This window comes from Plantibacter sp. Leaf1, assembly GCF_001421315.1.
GTDB lineage: Bacteria > Actinomycetota > Actinomycetes > Actinomycetales > Microbacteriaceae > Plantibacter.
This window is the reverse complement of sequence record NZ_LMJX01000003.1, coordinates 157,161-176,074: the sequence shown is the minus strand read 5'-3', so window position 1 is coordinate 176,074 and position 18,914 is coordinate 157,161. Positions and strand designations below refer to the sequence as shown.

The following is an 18,914-nucleotide window of genomic DNA, read 5'->3' as shown; positions in this document are numbered from 1 at the left end:
CATAGCGGCCCCCTACCCCGCACGCGCAGGAGGTTTACCCCCAGCCAGGGCTCGGTGCGATAGGAACACCGTGTGCAATTTGGGCTTGGTTTCCAACCATGCCTTCAGCTCGGGCAGCACCAACACTGCAGGCCGGTGGATTCAGTCGCCGACGTCGTCCGTCGCCGGCTCGAACGCGATCTCGAGGTCGACCTCGAACGACTCCCCGGGCTCCACGATCCGCCCGACCTTCCCGCGGTCCGGGCCGACGGCGTGACTCGGCCAGCAGGTGCCCGGTTCGACACCAAGGGCGTACGAGCCGGCAGCCGTGCTCCGCCACACGGTGAGGAAGGGCAGCTGTTCAGGGCAGAAACGGATCGAGACCGTGCCGGCCTCGCCGACCAGCGTCGCGGTGGACCAGCCGTCCGGCCCCGCGACGGCGTCGAGGGCGTCGACCCGCTCATCGGCCGCGGGCTCCGGCTCTCCCATCACCCGTCGCCATCGGCCGTCGTCCTGCGGCCCGCTGGAGTCCGCTCCCCCGGGCGGCTCGGCCTCCGCCGCCACGACCGCGCCACCGTGCAGCAGCGGCCACCCGAGGTTCACGTGGTAGAGCAGCCGGACCGGCTCGGCGACGAAGCCCTCGTTGCGGACGACGTCGTGCAGGCGGATCCGCGCGACACCGACCTCGGCGCGGATGCCACGGGTCACCGTGAGGTTCTGCTGGAAGACGGCACCCTCGCGCAGCAGCCCGTCGACGAGGAGCTCGTACCGGCCCTCGGGGGTCCACCGGCCCTCGCTCCGGGTGAGCGTCGCCGGGATCCTGGACGCCCGACCGTGCATCCCACCTTCGGCCTCTGACGCCACCCCGACCGCCGTGAGCCCGCAGGTCGTCAGCAGGCCGCCCTGCCACCGCCTGGCCCAGCTCTCCGCATGCGGTGCGGTCGTCGGCGCGACGAAGGACACGACGTCCCCGTTCCAGGACGCCTCGCCGAGGTCGAGGAACTGGTCGACCTCGACGGTCGTCTCCAGCCCACCGAGGTGGCGGAGTTCGATCTGCCGCCGACCGATCGACGGGCCGTCGTCGACCCGGACGGGACGCGGAGCCCAGGCTCGTTCGACCGCGCCGGAGCGCGCCTCGACGAACCGCCGCCGACGCGTCCCCCAGGCGGCGTCGCCGGCGAGGTCGGGTGCGGGGTCACCGTGCGGGTCGGGGTCGGTCATGGTTGGTCCTCGGGTCTGGTGGGCGGACGGTCTGGTGGGGTGGGGGGGGGAAGAGGTGCGGGATGGTGACGGGACGACGGGCGCTCAGAGCGCCGTGTAGCCGCCGTCGATCACGAGACTCTGGCCGGTGAGATAGGACGAGGCGTCCGAGGCGAGCAGCAGCACGAGCCCGTGCAGATCCTCCGGCTGTCCCATGCGTCCCGCCGGGATGGCGGCCGTCCACTCGGCGGCGAGGTCCGGGTTCGCCTCGGTGAACTCACGGGTCATGTCGGAGAGGAAGTACCCCGGGGCGATCGCGTTCACCCGGACACCCGAGGGCGCCCACTCCACGGCCAGCGAGGAGGCGAGGTGACTGACCGCCGCCTTCGAGGTGTTGTACGAGGCCTGGAACTGCGGCTGGTTCACGATGAACGCCGACATCGAGGAGATGAAGACGGCCGACGCCGGGCGGCCGGCGGCGATCGCGCGGCGGGCGAAGGACTGCGCGGCGAAGAAGGTGCCGTCCAGGTTCACGGCGAGCACCTTCCGCCAGGTCTCCGGCGCGACGTCGACGCTGTCGCCCCAGATCGTGATGCCCGCCGCGGTCACGAGCAGCGACGGCGCGCCGAGCTCGGTCTCGGCGGTCGAGAAGGCCGCTTCGACGGCCTCGGCGTCGGTCACGTCGACCGTGATCCCGACACTGCGGACGCCGTGCTCGGCGGCGAGCCGCTCGGCCGACGCGTGCACGGCGGGCAGCAGGTCGAGGAGGGCGACGTCGACGCCCTGAGCGGCGAGCGCCGTCGCGATCGAGAAGCCGAGCCCGCGGGCCCCGCCGGTGATGACCGCGGTGCGGCCGTTGAGGTCGGAGAACATCAGGACTCCCTGCTGGTGGGTGGCTGGTGGATGGAGGTGTGGCTGGAAATCGGTCCGGGCACGGCGGTCAGATCTCCTGGTCCGTCGGGAGGATCACGAGGTCGCGGATGGTGACATGGCGGGGGCGGGTGAGCATGAAGCGCACCGCGTCGGCCACATCCTCCGAGCGGATGCCGGTCCGTGCAGCGACCTGGTCCTCCACGCCGGAAGCGCCCTCCGCGATCCCCCACAGCTCGTTGAGCACCACGCCGGGGGCGACCGCGCCCATCCGCACCCCCGACCCGACGAGGTTCCGCCGGGTGGTGTGGACGAACGACTGCATGGCGTGTTTCGTGGCGGAGTACACCGGCTCCCAGTGGATGTCCTGGTGGCCCGACACCGAGCTCGTCACGAGGACGTCGCCGGACCCCTGCCCGATGAGGTGGGGCAGCGCGGCCCGCACAGTCGCCATCGCGCCGAGGACGTTGACACCGACGAGCTCCTGGATCGCCGTCATCGGGGTGTCGGCGACGTCGCCGCCGACGTAGAGCCCGGCGTTCGCGAGGACGATGTCGAGGCGACCGAAGGCGGCGAGGGCGAGCGCGACGGCCTGTTCGGAGACGGCGGGATCGGCGAGGTCGCCGGCGAGGAACACGCTCTCGGTCGGGAGGGCGTCGGCGACGGCCGTGAGCCGCTCGGTGGAGCGACCGACGAGGACGGTGCGCACGCCCACCGCCGCGAGCGCCTGCGCGTACGACCGGCCGATGCCGGAGGAGGCACCGGTGATGATGGCGACCTGCCCGGCGAGGTCGATGGTGCCGTTCGGTCCGGTCATGCGTCGGCCCCGTCCTGTGCCGTCGTGGCACGGTTCGTCGTCGGTCCCGGCGACGCCAGGGCGGCGCGCCGGAGGAGTTCGTCGGGTCGCGTGTCGATCCGCGCGACCGCGTCGTCGTCGAGGTACACGGGGCCGCCCACCGCCAGCGCGCCGAGGAGCACCTGGGCGACCTTGACCGCCATCTCGGTGATCCGCAGGACCTCTGCGCTGTCGGATCCGAGCGCGAACATGCCGTGGTTGCGCAGGTAGACGACCTTGGGCACCCGGCCGGTCGCCTCGATCCGCTCGCGCAGGAGGCGTCGGACCACGCGGGCGAGCCCCAGCCCCGGGTCGACGTAGGGCACGAGCAGCGGATCGGGGCCGAGCACGACGATCTGGTCGGGGAACAGCGAGCCGCGGGTCAACGCCTCCGCCGACACCGAGCAGAGGAGCGCGTTGACGGGGACGGGATGGGTGTGACCGACCGCGGCGACGCCGGGCAGATCGAGACAGACGGCGTGGAGGATGGCCTCGACGGAGGGCCGTCTGCCGTTCCCGGCACTGGCCACCGCGTCGAAGAGCGCACCGACCTCGGCGTCGCCTCCCGTGTCGGCGTCGACGAGTTCGAGGACGGGTGGGAGCTCCAGCCGGACGGCGTCGTCGGGGGTCGCGGTGGCCATCGACGTGCCACTCGCCTTCACGAGCATGGTCGGGGTGTCGGCGCCCGGGAGCAGGAGCGAGGTGTTGCCCTCGGCGAGCAGCGCCCACGCACGATCCGGGCGGCCGAGTTCCCGGGAGAAGGTCGCGAGCCGTGCACGCGGCTCCGTCTCGATCTCCGGCCGGTCGGTGGGGTGTGTCATGTCGGTCCCTGTCCCTGATCGTCGGCGGGGTCGTCGCGGTGACCGCGGTACACGGCGTCGAGCGACGGAGCGCGGCCGGCGGCCACGAGTTGCACGGCGAGGTTGCCGAGCGCGGAGGCTTCGGCGGGGCCGGCGGTGACCGGCAGGCCCGTCAGCTCCGCGGTGCGCGCGCAGAGCAGCCGGTCGCGGGATCCGCCGCCGACGATGCGGACCGAACGGATCGGGACGCCGGTCAGGGCCGCAGCGGCCCGCCCGGTCGCGGCGTACGCGGCGGCGAGGCTCTCGATGACACTGCGGACGAGGTCCACGCGACCGCTCGGCGGGGTCCCTCCAGCCGCTCGGCAGAGCGCCGTGATGCGGGCCGGCATGTCGCCGGGGACGAGGAGCCGGGGGTCGGCCACGTCGAACACCGTCGGCGGGACGGCCTCGGCCGACTCGGCGGCCACCGTCGCCGCGGCGACGAGCGCCACCGCGTCGACGACGTGTCCGTCCTCCTCCGACCAGGCCCGCGCGCACTCGGTGAGCAGCCACATCCCCGAGAGGTTGCGGAGAAGGAGCGACGATCCCGCGGCGCCCACCTCGTTGGTGAAGCCGGCCAGCCGCGCCGGTTCACTGAGGACCGGCTCGGCGAGACACACGCCGGCGAGCGACCAGCTGCCGCTCGAGACGAGCAGCTCGGCGCCGTCCGGGCGGGCGAACGCGAGCGCCGACGCCGTGTCGTGCTCGGCGACCCGGTGGACGGGGATCGCGGCGCGCGCGCCCAGGCGGGCCGTGATCTCGGGGGTCGTCGAGCCGACCAGGGTGCCCGGTGCGACCACGGGCGGGTAACGGAATCCGCCGAGCCCCCACCGCTCGACGAGCGATCCCGCCCAGTCGCCGGAGCGCTGGTCGAGCAGCTGCGTCGTGGAGGCGATCGTCCGCTCGGCACCGACGACGCCGGTGAGCAGCCACACCCAGAGGTCGGGGACGAGCAGGACGGTCGGTGCCTGGGACGGCGGTGGCCCGGCCTTCGAGCCCGCAGCGAGCGACCGGAGCTGGAAGGCGGTGTTGATCGGGTGTTCGATCACGCCGGTGACCGCGTACGCCGCGGCGGGGTCGACGAGGGCCGCGGCGCGCTCCGGCTCGTACTCGTCGGCACCGCGATGGTGCCGGACCTCGGGGACGGACGAGGCACGACGCGAGGTGCCCAGAACGGGCAGGCCGACGTCGACACCCCAGCTGTCGATCCCGATGCCGTCGAGCGCGCCACCCGCCGCCTCCGCGTGCCGGACCGCCGCTGCGAGCCCGATCAGCGTCTCCTCGAACAACCGCTCGGCGTCCCACACGAGCCGTCCGTCGCGCACGACCGGGCCGTTCGGGAAGCGGTGCACCTCGACGAGCCGGAGATGCTCGCCGTCCCACCGCCCGAGGATGACACGACCGCTCGACGCACCGAGGTCGACGGCCGCGTGGAAGCTCGGGACGGCGGAGGCGGTCATCGCGGCTCGACCTCCGACCGGGGTGGGGTCGCCGGTTCGCGCAGGGGCGTCGCCGCGTCGGGGTCTCGGACGGCGATCGGGAGCGGTGCGCCGTCGAGCGAGGTGAGGACCGTCGTCGCGCTCGACACCGCGAGCGCACCCCAGGCGGCGGCCGTCGCGACGGCGGTCGCCGGATCGTCCTGCCCGTCCCGCCCGCGGAGGCCGACGAGGAAGCCGGCAAGTGACGCGTCTCCGGCACCGGCGGTGTTCACGACGGTTGCGGCGGTGTGGGCGTGCCACAGGCCGGCGGACGACCGCACGAGCGCACCGTCGGCGCCCATGCTCACGTAGACGAGGTCGCAGCCGGCCCGGTGCAACTCATCGGCCGCCGCGGCGACGTCACCGATCGTCAGCAATTCCCGGCCGGTGAGTTCGGCGAGTTCGTGGGCGTTCGGTTTCAGCAGGTGCACGAGGTCGAGGTTCGCGACGGCGGTCTCGAGGGCCACGCCGGCGGTGTCCACGGCGACGCGCGCTCCGCGACCCCCGGCCTCCCGCAGCAGCTCGAGGATGTCGACGAGCCCGCCGCCCTCCACGACCGTGGGGATCGTCCCGGAGAGGACCAGCCAGTCCGCGCCGATCCGGTCGATCTCGCGCACCGACGCCACGACGACCGCTGCCCAGTCGGCGGCCCGCAACGGGATCGCCGGCTCGTTCACCTTGGTCGTCCCGGTCGCGTCGTCGAGGATCGTCGTGTTCACCCGGGTCCGTCCGTCGGTCGGAACCACGGCGAGCAGGGGCTGCAGGGCGGGGTCGGCCGCGAGGATCCGGCCGTCCTCCCCCATCGGGACGACGGCTCGGACGGGCAACCGTGAGAGGGTGACGGCCCTGGCGACGTTGACGCCCTTCCCGCTCAGCTCGGTCGAGACGCCGACCGCCCGGTTGACGTCGCCGAGTCGCAGCCCGTCGACGCGGTAGGTCTGGTCGATCGCGGCCGCCGGCGTGACCGTCACGATGCCGCTCATGCGCCGACCCCGATCGTCTCGACGCGGACGCCGGTCGTGAGGAGGGCGTCGAGGGTCGGTTCGTCGACGCCATGATGCACCACCGCCACGTCGAGGCGGGCGGCCGGGACGGACGCCGCGAGGCCGTCAGCCCCGAACGTCGCGGGGTCGCCCAGCAGGATCGCCGTGGAGGCGAGCTCGACCGCGGCCGCGACGACCGCCGCCTCCTCCGGCGAGGCGTGGAGCAGTCGGCCGTCCGCGGAGACACCGAGCGCCTCGACGACCGCGACGTCGAGGCGGAGGCCGGCGAGCTGCTCGCGCGCCCAGGCGCCGGTGAGGACACCGCGCCCGTCCGCCGTCCCGCCGACGAGGTGGACGACGGCCGATTCCTCGGCAGCGGCCGCGGCCAGCGCGACCGGCACCGAACCGGTCACGATGACGGTCCCGGCGGTCGTCGCGAGGCCGGCGGCGAGCGCCTCGCAGGCGGATCCCGCGCCGAGGAAGACCGCTGAGCCCGGATCGACCAGGGTCCTCGCCCGCGCGGCGAGCGCACCGGACGCCCCGGAGTCCTGGCCCGGGTCGAGGTCGACTCGCACCGCACCGCCGTGCGCGCGTCGGAGGCGTCCGTCGAGTTCGAGGACGCGGAGGTCGCGTCGGATCGTCTCCTCGGTCACGCCGAGGCTTGCGGCGAGCACGCCGACCTCGACCCGCCCGTCCTGATCGAGTCGGGTGAGGATCTCCCGCCGCCGGTCGTCCACCGGGCTGGACGTGGCAGTGCCACGACCGCCGACGGAGGCGCTCATCGTCCCGCCCCGGCACGGTCGTCGCGTTCGGACGCCGGACCGTCGGGGCTCGACTCCTCGCCCCGCCGTCGCCACCAGGGGCCGATGGCCTCGACGAGCTCGTCGAACGCGGTTCCGACCCCGGCCCAGTAGGCGGCCGAGGCGTCCGTCGGCAGGACGGCGGGTGCGTGTCGGACGACGTCGTGCTGGGCCTGTTCCACTGACGGCAGGAGCCCGGTCGCGACCCCGGCGACGATCGCGGCGCCGAGGGCACCTGCCTCCTCGGAGTCGACGACCGTCACCGGCGCTCGAAGCGCGTTGGCCACGAGTTGCACGTACAGCGGCGACCGCGCGAGGCCACCGCCGAGGACGATCGGCTCGTCCCACCGGAACCGTTCGCCGAGCGCCCGGGTGTGCCAGCGGTGCATGAGCACGATGCCCTCGAGGGCTGCGCGCAGCACATGCGCCCGGGTGTGCCAGTCACGGACCCCGGCGAGCGTGGCAGACGCTTCGGCGCCGAGCGGCGAGTCCGATTGGAAGGGCAGCACGAGCGGCACCTGCTCCTCCGGAGGGAGCGCCGCGGCCTCGGCGATCAGCGCGTCGCGGCCGGCGGCGTCGGTCACGCCGAGCAGCCGGAGCGTCCAGTCGAAGGAGGGCGATGCGGTCGCCGAGGTGGACATCGCGATCCGCAGGTCCGGGGTGATCGAGAGGCGGGACTGCCACCGCGCGTCCACGTCGGGCTGGGTCGTCGTCACACCGTTGGTGCTGAACGAGCCGGCCACGAGGGCGAGTCGCCCGGGGACGAGCGCTCCCATGCCGATCGACGAGGCCTGCACGTCGTGGAGCCCCGAGACGACCGGCGTCCCGGCGACGAGGCCCGTGCTCGCGGCGGCCGCTGGGAGCACCCGCCCGACGATCGTGCCACTCGGGTTGATCGGCGGCAGCAGGCGGAGCAGTTCGGCGGGCAGGCCGTAGGCGTCGAGGACCTCGGCGCTCCAGGTGGCGGTCCCGACGTCCAGGAAGGAGGCGCAGGCGTCGGAGTAGTCGGTGGAGATCTCACCGGTGAGCCGCAGGCGGACCACGTCCTTGCAGAAGAGCATCGCGTCCGCCTGCTCGACGCGTTCCGGGTCGTGCCGGAGCAGCCAGCGGAGGAGGTTGCCGGCGGCGCCCGGCGTCGGCAGCTGTCCGGAGCGTTCGAGCACCACGCGCAGCCGGTCCAGATCGGCCGCGAGTTCAGCGGCCTCGACGTGCGCCCGGGAGTCCATCGCCGTGATGGCCGGGCCGACGGGCGCTCCCGCAGCGGTCACGAGGTGCAGGCCGTCGCCGTGGCCCGTGATCCCGACGGCGGCGACCAGGTTCGGGTCGACACCCGCCGTCGCCATCACCTCCGAGACCGCGTCGGCGACCGCGGCCCACAGGGCGTCCTGCGACCGCTCGGCGTGCCGGGCGACCGGACGGTCGACGGGGCTCGCGCGCCGAGCGACGGCGACCGGCCGCAACCGCTCGTCGTGCAGGACGGCCTTGACGGCGGTCTGCCCGACGTCGATCCCGAGCAGGAACCGCGACCCCGACTCGTGGGGTGCGCTGTGCGGCCCGTGCTCAGCCATCGGCGGCCTTCCGTTCGTCGTCATCGTCGTCGTCGGGTGCGCCCGATCATGTTGATCTTTGCACCGATCCCACCGAATCGGAAGGGATATCGGACAGATTCGGATACGCTGGCCGGACCGGACGGAGTAGTCATGTACCCAGCAGAGCGTCACGCCGCGATCCTCGCGGGCGCCCGCCACGGCGACGGTGCTCTGTTGGTCGCCGAGCTGAGCAGCCGACTCGGCGTCACGCCGGAGACCATCCGGCGCGACCTCGCGGTGCTCGAGCGACAGGGGCTCATCCGCCGCCACCATGGTGGCGCGGTCCTCACCCGACGATCCGCATTCGAGCCCAGCCTCCAACGACGCCGCGAGGGCGAGCGCATCGAGCGCGCCGCCGTCGCCCGGCTCGTCGTCGAGCAGCTCCCCGCGGAAGGGGTCGTCCTCCTCGACTCCGGCGCGATGACCCTCGAGGTCGCCGCACTCCTCCCCCACGCCAGCCGACTCCTCGTGGTGACGAACAGCCTGCCGATCGTGGCCCTGCTCGGTGGCCGACCGCGACTCACCGTGCTCGCCCTGCCCGGACGGGTCCGCGCCGTCACGCAGGCGACCGTCGGCGCGTGGACCGTCGAACGGCTGTCGGGCCTCCATGCCGACGTCGCCGTGCTCGGCGCCAACGGGGTTGGGCTCACCGCCGGAGCCACGACGACCCTGCCCGAGGAGGCCGAGGTGAAGCGGGCGATGCTCGCTATCTCCAGGCGACGCATCCTCGCCGTCACCGCCGCGAAGTTCGGCACCACCTCGTTCCACCGCGCCGCGGGGCTCGACGAGTTCGACCAGATCGTGACCGACGACGGGATCGACCCTGACACCGTCGACGCGCTCGCCGAGAGCGGTCCCGAGCTGCTGCTGGCCACCACCTGACCATCCACACCGGCACCGGGTTGATCGTCCCGTGTGCATCCCGAGAGGAACCACCATGACGCTCGTCTCCACCGCCGCGCTCCTCGACGCGCAGCGCGCCGTGCTCGCCTTCAACGTCGTCCAGCTCGAACACGGCGAGGCCATCCTCCGCGGCGCCGAGCTCGCGGGCCGGGGCGTCATCCTGCAGGTCTCGGAGAACGCGGCGAAGTACCACGGCGGCCTCGCGCCGATCGGGCTCGCGAGCCTGGAGCTCGCACGTGGGGCCGGCACCGCGACGGCCGTCCACCTCGATCACGCCGAGGACGAAGCGCTCGTGGAGGAGGCGGTCCGGCTCGGCTTCACCTCGGTCATGTTCGACGCCGCGACCTTGCCCGACGCCGAGAACCGCGAACGCACCGCAGCGGTCGCCCGCGCGGCGCAGGCGCAGGGGGTGTGGGTCGAGGCCGAACTCGGGGCGATCGGCGGCAAGGGTGGCGCGCACACGCCCGGCGTCCGCACGGACGTGGACGACGCGGTCGCGTTCGTCGAGGCCACGAGGGTGGACGGGCTCGCGGTCGCGGTCGGCAGCTCGCACGCGATGACGTCGCGGAGCGCGACCCTCGACTTCGGGCTCATCCGCGAACTCGCGTCGGCCGTCCCGGTCCCGCTCGTCCTGCACGGTTCGAGCGGCGTGAGCGATGCGGACCTCGTGCGGGCGGTGGACGCGGGCATGCGGAAGATCAACATCTCGACGCACATCAACGGGATCTTCACCCGCGCCGTGCGCGAGCGGTTGGACGCCGACCCGTCGCTCGTCGACCCGCGGAAGTACCTCGGGCCCGCCCGTGACGCCGTCGCCGCCGAGGTCGCGCGGCTCCTCGCCCTCGTCGCCTAGGACTCGTCGCCGACGCGACCGTCAGTCGATCGAGTCGTTCACAACCAGTGGACGATGTCCGGGTCCAGGCAGACCCCGCCGAGGCCCTCGGTGGTGGTGACGCCGTCCGCGAAGCGGACCTCCACGGTTCGTCCCTCCATACGCACGTACTCGGCCCGGAGCCCGAGTCGGAACGGGACGTCGGTCGACGCGGTGGCCGCATGGCTCGCGCGTTCGGGGACCGTGATGACCAGGCGGTGGGCTCGCCCCGCTGCATCCACGATCTCGGCCTCGATCCGTCCCGGAGATTCGTCGGACATCCGCTGCACCGCGGTCGCCGCGACGATCACCTGGGTCATGTCGCGATTCTCGCACCCCGTGGAGGGTGGCGTCGAGGCGGAGCGAATCGCCCGCTCATCGGGAACGGATGCTTCCGGACGCAGCGCGACGGCGCCGGAGCTCGAAGCTCCGACGCCGTCGCGGTCTGTGGTGCGGGGTGGCCTTCGGGCCTAGCCGCACTTGGACTGGTAGACGGCATCCTTCGCGTCGCCGTCGACGTTGTCCTTGGTGATGATGGTGAAGCCGGTCTCGATCTTGGCCTCGACCTTGTCACCGTTGAGGGCCGCGATCGCCTGGGCGACGCCGTCCTTGCCGATGGTGGCCGGCTCCTGAGCGACGAGCGCCTGGACGGTGCCCTCCTTCAGCTGCTTGACCTGGGCGGGACCCGCGTCGAACCCGACGATGGTGACCGAGTCCTCCTTGCCGGCCTGCTTGACACCGGTCGCGGAGCCTTCAGCCGCGAACAGGTTCGCTGCGAAGATGCCCACGATGTCGGGGTCCTTCTGGAGCGCCGCGGTCACGATCTCAGCAGCCGTGGACGGCTCGTTGTGGCTGTACTGCACACCGAGGTCGGTGAACTTGTCATCGCCCTTGACCGCTTCCTGGAAGCCCTCGGCACGGGCGTCCGTGGTCGAGATGCCGGGGTCGACCGAGACCACGAGGACCTTGCCGCCCTCGGGGTGTGCTTCCTTGATCGCGTCGAACGCCGCAGCGCCGCCGCCCTTGTTGTCGCTCGAGATCTGCGAGACCGCGAACGACGGGTCGTCGACCGTGGTGTCGACGAGGACGACCTTGATGCCCGCGTCGGCAGCAGCCTTCAGCGGAGCCTCCATGGCCTTCACATCGGTCGGGGCGACGAGGATCGCGTCCGGCTTCGAGGCGACGACCGAGTCGACGAGCGGCTTCTGCAGCGTCGGGTCGAACTTCTCCGGGCCCTGGGTGGTGACCGTGGCACCGGCGTCCTTCGCCGCCGACTCGATACCGCACTGCATCGAGATGTAGAACTCGTCGCCTGCAACGCCCTGGATGAACGCGATCTTGTAGCCGTCGGAACCTGCGCCTGCGCTGCTGCCGCCCGAGCTCGCGCCACCGGAACACCCGGTGAGCATGAGGCCTGCCGACGCGCCGAGCGCGAGGACTCCGAGAACTGACTTCTTCCACTTCATTGTGATTACCCGTTTCTCTTGAACTGCTGGACTACTAGGGATGGTGCTGGGGAGGATCGAACTGTTGGGGGCTATTTCTTCTTCCTGCTGACGAGGGCTCGCCAGAAGCTGGTGGATCCGCCGCGGGCTGCGGAGGAACGACGGACCTGGTCGACGTAGACGGCCAGGATGAGGACGGCGCCGACCGCGACCTGCTGCCAGAAGGGCTGCACGCCGGTGATGACGAAGCCGTTCTGGAGGACGGCGGGGATGAACAGACCGACGACGGTGCCGAAGATCGTGCCGTAGCCACCGAAGAGCGAGGTGCCACCGATGACGACCGCGGCGATGACGTTCAGATTCGTCTGCGACTGACCGGCGATCGCGGTCGTGCCGAACTGCGACAGCGACAGGATGCCGGCGAGACCCGCGAGTCCACCCGAGATGGCGTAGATGCGGATGAGGTGACGGTCGACCTTCACGCCGACGCGTCGCGCCGCCTCTTCGCTCGAGCCCACCGCGTAGGTGTAGAGGCCGAACTTCGTCTTGTGGAGCACGAGGGCGCCGATGATGACGACGACGAGCGCGATGACGGAGATGATCGGGACGGCGCCGAAGATGTTGCCGTAACCGATCGAGTCGGTGAGCACCGACGGCACCTCGCGGATGTCGACACCGCCGGTGAGGATCTGGGCGAGGCCGAGCGCCATGCCGAGGCTACCGAGGGTGACGATCAGCGGCGGCACCTTCGCCTTGGAGATGAGGAGGCCGTTGAACGTGCCCCAGACGATGCCGACACCGATCGACACGAGGATGCCGACGATCGCGGTCCCCCAGTCGTCGCCGCCCATGGCCCGCATCGTCGTCGCGGACACGACGCCCGAGAAGACGAGGACGGAGCCGATGGACAGGTCGATGCCCGAGGTGATGATGACGTACGTCATGCCGACGCCGAGCACCGCGAGGATCGACGCGTTCTGCACGACGAGCCGCAGGTTCGACAGCTGCGCGAAGGTGTCGGGGGCGATCGCGGAGAAGATCGCGATGACGACGAGGAGGACGATGAAGATCTGGAAGGCCTGCGCCTTGAAGAGCTTCCGGATCGGGGTCTCCCGATCCTTGGCCGTCTCGATGGCGGTCGTCTCCGGCCCCATCTCGGCTTGCTTCACCGCGCTCATGCGACGTTCCTCGTGCTGGCACCGGTCATCAGACCGACGAGTTCTTCCATGTTCGTGTCCTTCGTGTCGACCGTCGCCGCGCGGTGGCCGAGCCGGAGCACCTGCACCCGGTCGGACACCTCCATGACGTGCGGCATCGAGTGGCTGATGAAGACGACCGCGATGCCCTTGTCGCGGACGCGGCGGATCGTCTCGAGGACGTTCTTCGTCTGGCGGACGCCGAGGGCGGCCGTCGGCTCGTCGAGGAAGACGACCTTGTTGGCCCAGTGCACGGCGCGGGCGATGGCGATCGCCTGGCGCTGACCACCGGACATGGCACCGACCGGGTCGGTGAGCGAGCGGACGGTCGCGCCGAGTTCGTCGAAGGCGTGACGCGACTGCTTGCTCATCTCCTTCACGTTCATGAGGCCGAGCAGGCCGCCGAGGCCCGGGCGCATGATCTCGCGGCCGAGGTACACGTTCTGCACGGGGTCGAGGTGCGGGGCGAGGGCGAGGTCCTGGTAGACCGTCTCGATGCCGAGCGAGCTCGACTGCATGGGCGAGGTGAGGGTGATCGGTTCGCCTTCGAACTTGATCACACCGCTGTCGACCGCGAGGTTGCCGGAGAGGGCCTTGACCAGCGTGGACTTGCCGGCGCCGTTGTCGCCGATGAGGGCGGTGACCTCGCCGGGGTAGACCTCGAAGTCCGCTTCGTCGAGGGCACGGACGTGCCCGAACTGCCGGGTGAGGCCTCTGGCCTCCAAGACGGGAGTCGTCATGTCGTTCTCGTTCCTTTCCAGCCGGTCCCGGTGGATGGGTCCGGCGTGTGGTGGCTGTCGTACCGCCGTTCGGGGCGGTGGTGTGGGGTGTTCGGGTGACTGGTGGTCCTGGGTCCTGCGTTCAGCGGGGGCGTCATCGGATGCCTCCCGCGGTGAGGCTCGCCGGCCAACCGGCTCCGGGTCCTGCGACGAGCACGGTGGCCTCGCCGGTGACGGTCCACGGACCGAACCCGGCGGGCACCGCGAGGACCTCGCCGGCGGACACCGCGACCGGTTCCGCGCCGTCCTCCGGCGTGAGCGACCCGGCGCCGCTGAGCGCGAGGGCGACCGAGAAACCGGCGTCGACGGGGTCGCTGCCGTCCGCGCCCGGTGCGACCGCGAACAGCTGGAAGTAGGGGTCCGCGGCGGCGGGGAGCAGGCTGACGGGCGTGTCCGTCCGGGCGTCGAGGTCGTGCTGGACGACGAGCCCGGCGATCTCCGACTCGGGCAGCGCGGCCGTCGACACCGCCCCCATCACCGTGTCGAAACCGAGCCCGAGGTGGGACTCCTCGCGCGTCGAGGTCGTGACCGACCACTCGAGCAGGATGGAGAGGTCGGTGGGTTCCTGCACCTCGGCGAGGAAGATCCCGCCGTCGATCGCGTGTGCGGTGCCGGCCGGGACGAGGATGCCCATGCCGCGTTCGACGACGATGCGGTTCATGTGGGCGAGCATCCACTCGCTGTCCTGGGCGTCGCGGCGACGGTCGAGTTCCTCGGGGTCGACGTCCTCGCTCCACCCGAGGTGGACGGCCGAACCCGGCTCGGCGTCGAGGATGAACCAGGCCTCCGTCTTGCCGTAGGCGCAGTCGAGGTGCGAGGCCGCGAAGGCGCGGTCGGGGTGCACGTGGACGGGCAGGCGCTGCCTGGCGTCGAGCAGCTTCACGAGGATGCCGGTGTCGGCGGCGTCGGTGCCGTGGTCGCGTCCCGCGCCGGTCCACTGCTCGGGGTCGGCGGCGACGAGGTCGCGGAGGAGGACGCCGTCGACGGTGCGGGCGAGGCCGATGGCACCGCCGGGCTCCTGATCGGCGCGGCTCACCGTGGCACCGAGCCACTCCTCGGGCTGGAACTCGCTCTGCTGCTCGATCCCGCGCAGGGCGGCGATCCGGTCGCCGCCGCGGTAGAAGTGCTCGATGAGGTTCGGTGCGAGTCGCGTGGGCTGGGCGAGCCTCGTGGGCTGGGTCGTGCTCATGCTGCTGGTCCTCCGACCATGGTCGTGGTGGATGCGGTGTCCGCATCGACGGTGTGCTGCCGCATCGGTCCGGCGATCTCGCCGGAGCCGCGGGGGACGAGCGAGGTCGGGACGATCCATTCGCGCGGCTCGTCCGTCGGCGACTCGCGCAGTTCCAGCAGCCGTTCGATCGCGGCGGTGCCGATGACGAACGGGTCCTGGTTGATGCAGCTGACGGCCGGTCGCAGCACGTCGGCGAGGATGAAGTCACCGAACGCGATGTGCGCCGTCCCCTCGCGCCCGATGCGGTGGAGGGACGTCGTCAGGCCGATCGCGGCCTTCGCGTTCGAGGCGAAGAAGGCGGTGGGCGGGTCGTCGAGGCCGAGCAGTCGCTCCGTCTCGGCAGCGTAGTCGAGGGAGCCGTCGATGGTCCAGGAGACGAGGGACGGGTCGAGCTCGATGCCGGCCTCGGCCAGTACGTCGGTGTACCCCTGGTAGCGGCGGCGGATGGTGAGGAAGCGCTCGTCGCGGTCGTAGAACGCGATGCGGGTGTGACCGAGCTCCACGAACTGGCGGATGGCGAGCTGCGTGGCGGCGTAGTCGTCGACCACGACGCTGTCGAAGGCGGCCAGCGGGCGGTCGACGGCGACGACGGGGGTCACGTTCCGGAAGGCTTCGAGGTAGGGCAGCTCCGCGGCGACCGGGGCGATGATCACGCCGGCGACCTGGTGCCCGGCGATGAAGCCGGTGAGCTGGTCGCGTTCGCGACGCTCGTCCAGCCCGGTGCTCGCCACAAGGACGCTGAGGCCCTCCTTGAGCGCGCGGGCCTCGATGGCGCTCACGAGTGAGGCGAAGAAGGGGTCGGCGAGCGAGTCGATGAGCACACCGATCGCGCCACCGGTGCCGGACTTCAACGAGCGGGCGGCCGTGTTGGGCACGTACCCGAGGCGATCGATCGCCTCGAGCACGCGGCTTCTGGTCTCGGGGTGGACGGACGCTTCGCCGTTCACCACTCGCGAGACGGTCTTGATGCTGACGCCTGACTGCGCAGCGACATCCTTGATCCCGGGCGGCCGCATCAGCGGGTCCACCGGTCATGCGACGGAGCGGTTCCGACGGTGCGGTCGGGGTGGAGCGGCAGCGCGTGCGCACCCGTCCGGTTCGGACTGGTCGCGGCGTTCGCGGGGTTGCAGGTGCCCATGGGCTCCACCTCCTGACAGCGTTGTCATCGTTCGGAGTGGTGCAGCTGCAGAACCCCGTCGTTCCTTCGTGCGCCTATACTGACCGCACACCGACAACGTTGTCAAGCAACGTTGTCTGAAAGAGATCAAATTCATTTGGAACTCGCATCGATGAGGCGTTCAGGCCCCTCGGATGTGGGTCGCCACCCCGGAATCATCGAGGAGTCAGCGTGATCGTCGTCGTCGCAGGAGCAGCCGGAAGCGGCAAGACCACCCTCGGACGTGAGCTCGCGCGAGCCCTCCGACTGCCGCTGCTCGACCTCGACACGATCACCAATCCGCTGCTCGACGGCCTCGGCCCGGTCTCCGACCCCGAGGGCGCCGAACCGCGGCACTGGAACGACCCGGTGCTGCGTCCGACGATGCGGCCGGCGCGATACGCGGCGCTCCGCGCGGTCCTCGCCGACCAGCGCGACAGTGGCGTCGGCGCGGTGCTCGTCGCCCCCTTCACCGCGGAACTGCGAGGCGGAGCCGAATGGGACGCGCTCGTCGAGGCGGCAGGGGTCGTCCCGAAGGTCGTCTGGCTGCACGCTGACGCCGCCACGCTGGCCGCCCGTCGGGCCGAGCGCGGTGCCGAACGCGACTCGCACATCGTGGATCCGGCGACCGACACGCCACCCGCCATCGAGCACCTGTCGATCGAAGCGGCGTTGTCCACCTCGCAGCAGCTCGCCGCCGTCCAACGTGCGCTCGGCCTCGGACGGACGATTGAGGCGACGGCGCCGATCTTCGGCCAGGTCTTCGCCGCCGGGCTCTTCGACCTCGATGGGACGCTCATCGACTCGACGCCCGCTGTGAACCGGTCTTGGGCGCAGCTCGCCCGCGAGTACGGTCTGGAGGTCGACCTGCTCGCCGAGGGGCACGGCCAGCCCGCGGCCCAGGTGCTCGCTGCGAGCTTCCCGCCGGAGCAGGTCGCTGGAGCGCTTGCACGGATCATCGAGATCGAGGCCGAGGAGGTCGCGGACGTCATCGCGCTCCCCGGGGCGGCGGAGGCCCTCGCGGCGCTCGGTGACGATGCGAAGGCGATCGTCACGAGCGGCACCCGACTCATCGCGGGGAACCGGATCGCCGCCGCCGGACTCGTGCGGCCTGCGGTCGTGGTGACCTTCGACGACGTCACGAAGGGCAAGCCGGATCCGGAACCGTTCCTCCTCGGCCGCTCGCGGCTCGGCATGGAGGCGCAGCCGTGCGTCGTGTTCGAGGACGCACCGGCGGGGCTCGCCGCCGCGCGGGCCGCGGGATGCTGGACGGTCGGGATCGCGGGGACGCACGAGGCGCACGAGCTCGACGCCGACCTCGTCATCGACGGCCTGTTCCAGCTGCGACTCGAACCGGCGGCCGAGGGTGGCTTCCGGCTCGTCCCGGCGTCGCTCGGCTGACCCCGGCCGGTCCTGATCCCGCGACCCGGCCCCTGAGCTTGTCCGGCCCCTGAGCCTGTCAAAGGGCACTCCCGGCCTCGTTCCCCGGCCAAGCGTGACTCCGGTCCCTGAGCTTGTCGAAGGGCCATCCCGATCTTTGAGCTTCTCCGGTCACTGAGCTTGTCGAAGGGCGATCCCCGGGGCCATGAAGGCACCCATCATCAGACTCCATCTGTCGGATAAATACCCAGATCAGCAGGATATTCGTCACCCGCTCCAGTGTCGGTGGTCCGTGTTTGGATGGAACCATGACCAGCACCGCACCGAACCCCCTCGCCGCCGCCGCGGCCGGGTTCGATGCCGTGTGGAACGGTGCGCTCGACGCGATCCGTGCCGGCTCGGGTGTCGCGGAGCAGCTCGAGAACATGAACGGTGAGGCCCTGTTCCGGGTCCTCGACGAACTCGGTGCCATGCAACACGCGGTCGAGGTGCTCGCCGCCCGGGTCACTGGGGCGATCGCGCTCCGCCCATCGCCCACGGGCCGCGACGGGAACCTCGTCCGGGCGGCCGGCTACGCCAACCCTGGCGTGATGGTGTCGGAGCGGTGGCGGGTGGCACGTGCCCGTGGCTCCGTCATTGCTGAGGTCGGCGCCGCGATCACGCAGCCGCGCGGGCTTCTCGGCGAGCTGGAGGAGTGCCCCTTCCCGAGCATCGCCGCCGCCCTCGAGGCGACACCAGCCGCCGACGATTCCTCCGTCTCTGCCGAAACGGACGGTGCCGGGCCCGCACAGGCCGAGGCTACTGGCACGGTGCCCGCCCCGCTCAGCATCGACGGCGCAGCCGTCATCATCCGGGAGCTCCGGAACGCGGGCCGTATCTGTGCCACGGCCGAGCTGCAGGCCGCGACCGTGATCGCGGTCGAGCACGCCGCGCACGCACCTTTGCAGGACGTCGTCCGGATCGCGAAGCTCGTCCGCACCCGCCTCGACCAGNCCGCGACGAACTCCTCCGCCGAGCCGAACGCGCCACCCTCCGAGAACTGCCCTCCGGCATGACCCTCCTCCGCGCCGAACTCGCCCCCGAAAGCGCCGCGTTCGTCCGCGCCGGCCTCGACGCCCTCATCAGCGCCGGACTGCGCCGACCACAGTTCGTCGGCCCTGACACCGCCGCCGACACCGCCGGCGATCAGCCCGACGGCTCCGGCACGCCCATGCCGGAGGGCCCGTCGGTGATCCCCACCGACCGGCGCCGCGCGATCGCGCTCACCGAGATCTTCCGCCACACCGCCGGATGCTCCAGCGCCGCGACCGAGCTCGCACCCGTGTCCGTCGTCATCCGCGTCGACCACGACACCCTCGAAACCGGCCTCGGCACAGCCAC

The 18,914-nt window shown here is 71.8% G+C and carries 17 protein-coding genes; 3 read left to right on the top strand and 14 right to left on the bottom strand.

Annotated elements, in window-relative coordinates; all coding sequences use genetic code 11:
* Positions 1-141: 141 nt before the first annotated feature.
* From ASE44_RS14760 to ASE44_RS18280, 8 genes are all read right to left on the bottom strand, one after another.
* Entirely contained in the window at positions 142-1,200 is a 1,059-nt protein-coding gene (locus ASE44_RS14760) for a DUF4432 family protein (protein WP_056781556.1), read from the bottom strand.
* Positions 1,201-1,284: 84 nt separating this feature from the next.
* Complete coding sequence (locus ASE44_RS14755; protein ID WP_235522657.1) at positions 1,285-2,052, bottom strand: SDR family oxidoreductase; 768 nt, start codon at positions 2,050-2,052, stop codon at positions 1,285-1,287.
* Between the two features lie 67 nt (positions 2,053-2,119).
* Entirely contained in the window at positions 2,120-2,866 is a 747-nt protein-coding gene (locus ASE44_RS14750) for an SDR family oxidoreductase (RefSeq protein WP_056781550.1), read from the bottom strand.
* Positions 2,863-3,705 carry a class II aldolase/adducin family protein gene (locus tag ASE44_RS14745; RefSeq protein WP_082456114.1) on the bottom strand — a complete coding sequence of 281 codons (843 nt, stop codon included), beginning with the start codon at positions 3,703-3,705 and terminating at the stop codon, positions 2,863-2,865. Before ASE44_RS14745 ends, ASE44_RS14750 begins: the two co-directional genes overlap by 4 nt.
* Positions 3,702-5,183 carry a rhamnulokinase family protein gene (locus ASE44_RS14740; protein WP_056781546.1) on the bottom strand — a complete coding sequence of 494 codons (1,482 nt, stop codon included), beginning with the start codon at positions 5,181-5,183 and terminating at the stop codon, positions 3,702-3,704. Before ASE44_RS14740 ends, ASE44_RS14745 begins: the two co-directional genes overlap by 4 nt.
* Entirely contained in the window at positions 5,180-6,184 is a 1,005-nt protein-coding gene (locus tag ASE44_RS14735) for a 1-phosphofructokinase family hexose kinase (RefSeq protein WP_056781543.1), read from the bottom strand. Before ASE44_RS14735 ends, ASE44_RS14740 begins: the two co-directional genes overlap by 4 nt.
* A complete protein-coding gene (locus tag ASE44_RS14730) occupies positions 6,181-6,966 on the bottom strand; it encodes a DeoR family transcriptional regulator (RefSeq protein ID WP_056013003.1) in 786 nt (261 codons plus the stop codon). The genes ASE44_RS14735 and ASE44_RS14730 overlap by 4 nt, the downstream gene beginning before the upstream one ends.
* Complete coding sequence (locus ASE44_RS18280; protein ID WP_056781542.1) at positions 6,963-8,552, bottom strand: FGGY-family carbohydrate kinase; 1,590 nt, start codon at positions 8,550-8,552, stop codon at positions 6,963-6,965. Before ASE44_RS18280 ends, ASE44_RS14730 begins: the two co-directional genes overlap by 4 nt.
* Before the next feature lie 132 nt (positions 8,553-8,684).
* Between ASE44_RS18280 and ASE44_RS18595 the strand changes: the two genes are divergently transcribed.
* Together ASE44_RS18595 and ASE44_RS14715 are read left to right on the top strand one after the other, a co-directional pair.
* Positions 8,685-9,455 (top strand): DeoR/GlpR family DNA-binding transcription regulator, encoded by a 771-nt coding sequence (locus ASE44_RS18595; RefSeq protein ID WP_056013009.1) that lies wholly within the window; start codon positions 8,685-8,687, stop codon positions 9,453-9,455.
* A 55-nt stretch (positions 9,456-9,510) separates the two neighbouring features.
* Positions 9,511-10,329 carry a class II fructose-bisphosphate aldolase gene (locus ASE44_RS14715; RefSeq protein ID WP_056781539.1) on the top strand — a complete coding sequence of 273 codons (819 nt, stop codon included), beginning with the start codon at positions 9,511-9,513 and terminating at the stop codon, positions 10,327-10,329.
* A 38-nt stretch (positions 10,330-10,367) separates the two neighbouring features.
* On the opposite strand, the gene ASE44_RS14710 is transcribed toward ASE44_RS14715, so the two are convergent.
* From ASE44_RS14710 to ASE44_RS14685, 6 genes are all read right to left on the bottom strand, one after another.
* Positions 10,368-10,667, bottom strand: coding sequence for a hypothetical protein (locus ASE44_RS14710; protein WP_056013012.1), 300 nt, complete (start codon positions 10,665-10,667; stop codon positions 10,368-10,370).
* 150 nt (positions 10,668-10,817) lie between these two features.
* A complete protein-coding gene (locus tag ASE44_RS14705; protein WP_056013014.1) occupies positions 10,818-11,813 on the bottom strand; it encodes an ABC transporter substrate-binding protein in 996 nt (331 codons plus the stop codon).
* A gap of 71 nt (positions 11,814-11,884) precedes the next feature.
* Positions 11,885-12,970 carry an ABC transporter permease gene (locus ASE44_RS14700; RefSeq protein WP_056013017.1) on the bottom strand — a complete coding sequence of 362 codons (1,086 nt, stop codon included), beginning with the start codon at positions 12,968-12,970 and terminating at the stop codon, positions 11,885-11,887.
* Positions 12,967-13,728 carry an ATP-binding cassette domain-containing protein gene (locus ASE44_RS14695; RefSeq protein WP_056013020.1) on the bottom strand — a complete coding sequence of 254 codons (762 nt, stop codon included), beginning with the start codon at positions 13,726-13,728 and terminating at the stop codon, positions 12,967-12,969. The genes ASE44_RS14700 and ASE44_RS14695 overlap by 4 nt, the downstream gene beginning before the upstream one ends.
* 133 nt (positions 13,729-13,861) lie before the next feature.
* Positions 13,862-14,956, bottom strand: coding sequence for a class I mannose-6-phosphate isomerase (locus ASE44_RS14690; RefSeq protein WP_056781536.1), 1,095 nt, complete (start codon positions 14,954-14,956; stop codon positions 13,862-13,864).
* Positions 14,953-16,014 (bottom strand): LacI family DNA-binding transcriptional regulator, encoded by a 1,062-nt coding sequence (locus tag ASE44_RS14685; RefSeq protein ID WP_056013025.1) that lies wholly within the window; start codon positions 16,012-16,014, stop codon positions 14,953-14,955. The genes ASE44_RS14690 and ASE44_RS14685 overlap by 4 nt, the downstream gene beginning before the upstream one ends.
* Positions 16,015-16,346: 332 nt before the next feature.
* On the opposite strand from ASE44_RS14685, the gene ASE44_RS18275 reads away from it, so the two are divergent.
* Positions 16,347-17,555, top strand: coding sequence for an HAD-IA family hydrolase (locus tag ASE44_RS18275; protein ID WP_082456112.1), 1,209 nt, complete (start codon positions 16,347-16,349; stop codon positions 17,553-17,555).
* Positions 17,556-18,914 lie beyond the last annotated feature (1,359 nt).

Excerpts from the sequence above, each read along its gene's own strand:
- ASE44_RS14760 (WP_056781556.1), bottom strand. The coding sequence starts at position 1,200 with ATGACCGACCCCGACCCGCACGGTGACCCCGCACCCGACCTCGCCGGC.
- ASE44_RS14750 (WP_056781550.1), bottom strand. The coding sequence starts at position 2,866 with ATGACCGGACCGAACGGCACCATCGACCTCGCCGGGCAGGTCGCCATC.
- ASE44_RS14730 (WP_056013003.1), bottom strand. The coding sequence starts at position 6,966 with ATGAGCGCCTCCGTCGGCGGTCGTGGCACTGCCACGTCCAGCCCGGTG.
- ASE44_RS14685 (WP_056013025.1), bottom strand. The coding sequence starts at position 16,014 with ATGCGGCCGCCCGGGATCAAGGATGTCGCTGCGCAGTCAGGCGTCAGC.
- ASE44_RS14705 (WP_056013014.1), bottom strand. The coding sequence starts at position 11,813 with ATGAAGTGGAAGAAGTCAGTTCTCGGAGTCCTCGCGCTCGGCGCGTCG.
- ASE44_RS14690 (WP_056781536.1), bottom strand. The coding sequence starts at position 14,956 with ATGAGCACGACCCAGCCCACGAGGCTCGCCCAGCCCACGCGACTCGCA.
- ASE44_RS14755 (WP_235522657.1), bottom strand. The coding sequence starts at position 2,052 with ATGTTCTCCGACCTCAACGGCCGCACCGCGGTCATCACCGGCGGGGCC.
- ASE44_RS14715 (WP_056781539.1), top strand. The coding sequence starts at position 9,511 with ATGACGCTCGTCTCCACCGCCGCGCTCCTCGACGCGCAGCGCGCCGTG.
- ASE44_RS14695 (WP_056013020.1), bottom strand. The coding sequence starts at position 13,728 with ATGACGACTCCCGTCTTGGAGGCCAGAGGCCTCACCCGGCAGTTCGGG.
- ASE44_RS14735 (WP_056781543.1), bottom strand. The coding sequence starts at position 6,184 with ATGAGCGGCATCGTGACGGTCACGCCGGCGGCCGCGATCGACCAGACC.
- ASE44_RS14745 (WP_082456114.1), bottom strand. The coding sequence starts at position 3,705 with ATGACACACCCCACCGACCGGCCGGAGATCGAGACGGAGCCGCGTGCA.
- ASE44_RS18595 (WP_056013009.1), top strand. The coding sequence starts at position 8,685 with ATGTACCCAGCAGAGCGTCACGCCGCGATCCTCGCGGGCGCCCGCCAC.
- ASE44_RS14740 (WP_056781546.1), bottom strand. The coding sequence starts at position 5,183 with ATGACCGCCTCCGCCGTCCCGAGCTTCCACGCGGCCGTCGACCTCGGT.
- ASE44_RS14710 (WP_056013012.1), bottom strand. The coding sequence starts at position 10,667 with ATGACCCAGGTGATCGTCGCGGCGACCGCGGTGCAGCGGATGTCCGAC.
- ASE44_RS14700 (WP_056013017.1), bottom strand. The coding sequence starts at position 12,970 with ATGAGCGCGGTGAAGCAAGCCGAGATGGGGCCGGAGACGACCGCCATC.
- ASE44_RS18280 (WP_056781542.1), bottom strand. The coding sequence starts at position 8,552 with ATGGCTGAGCACGGGCCGCACAGCGCACCCCACGAGTCGGGGTCGCGG.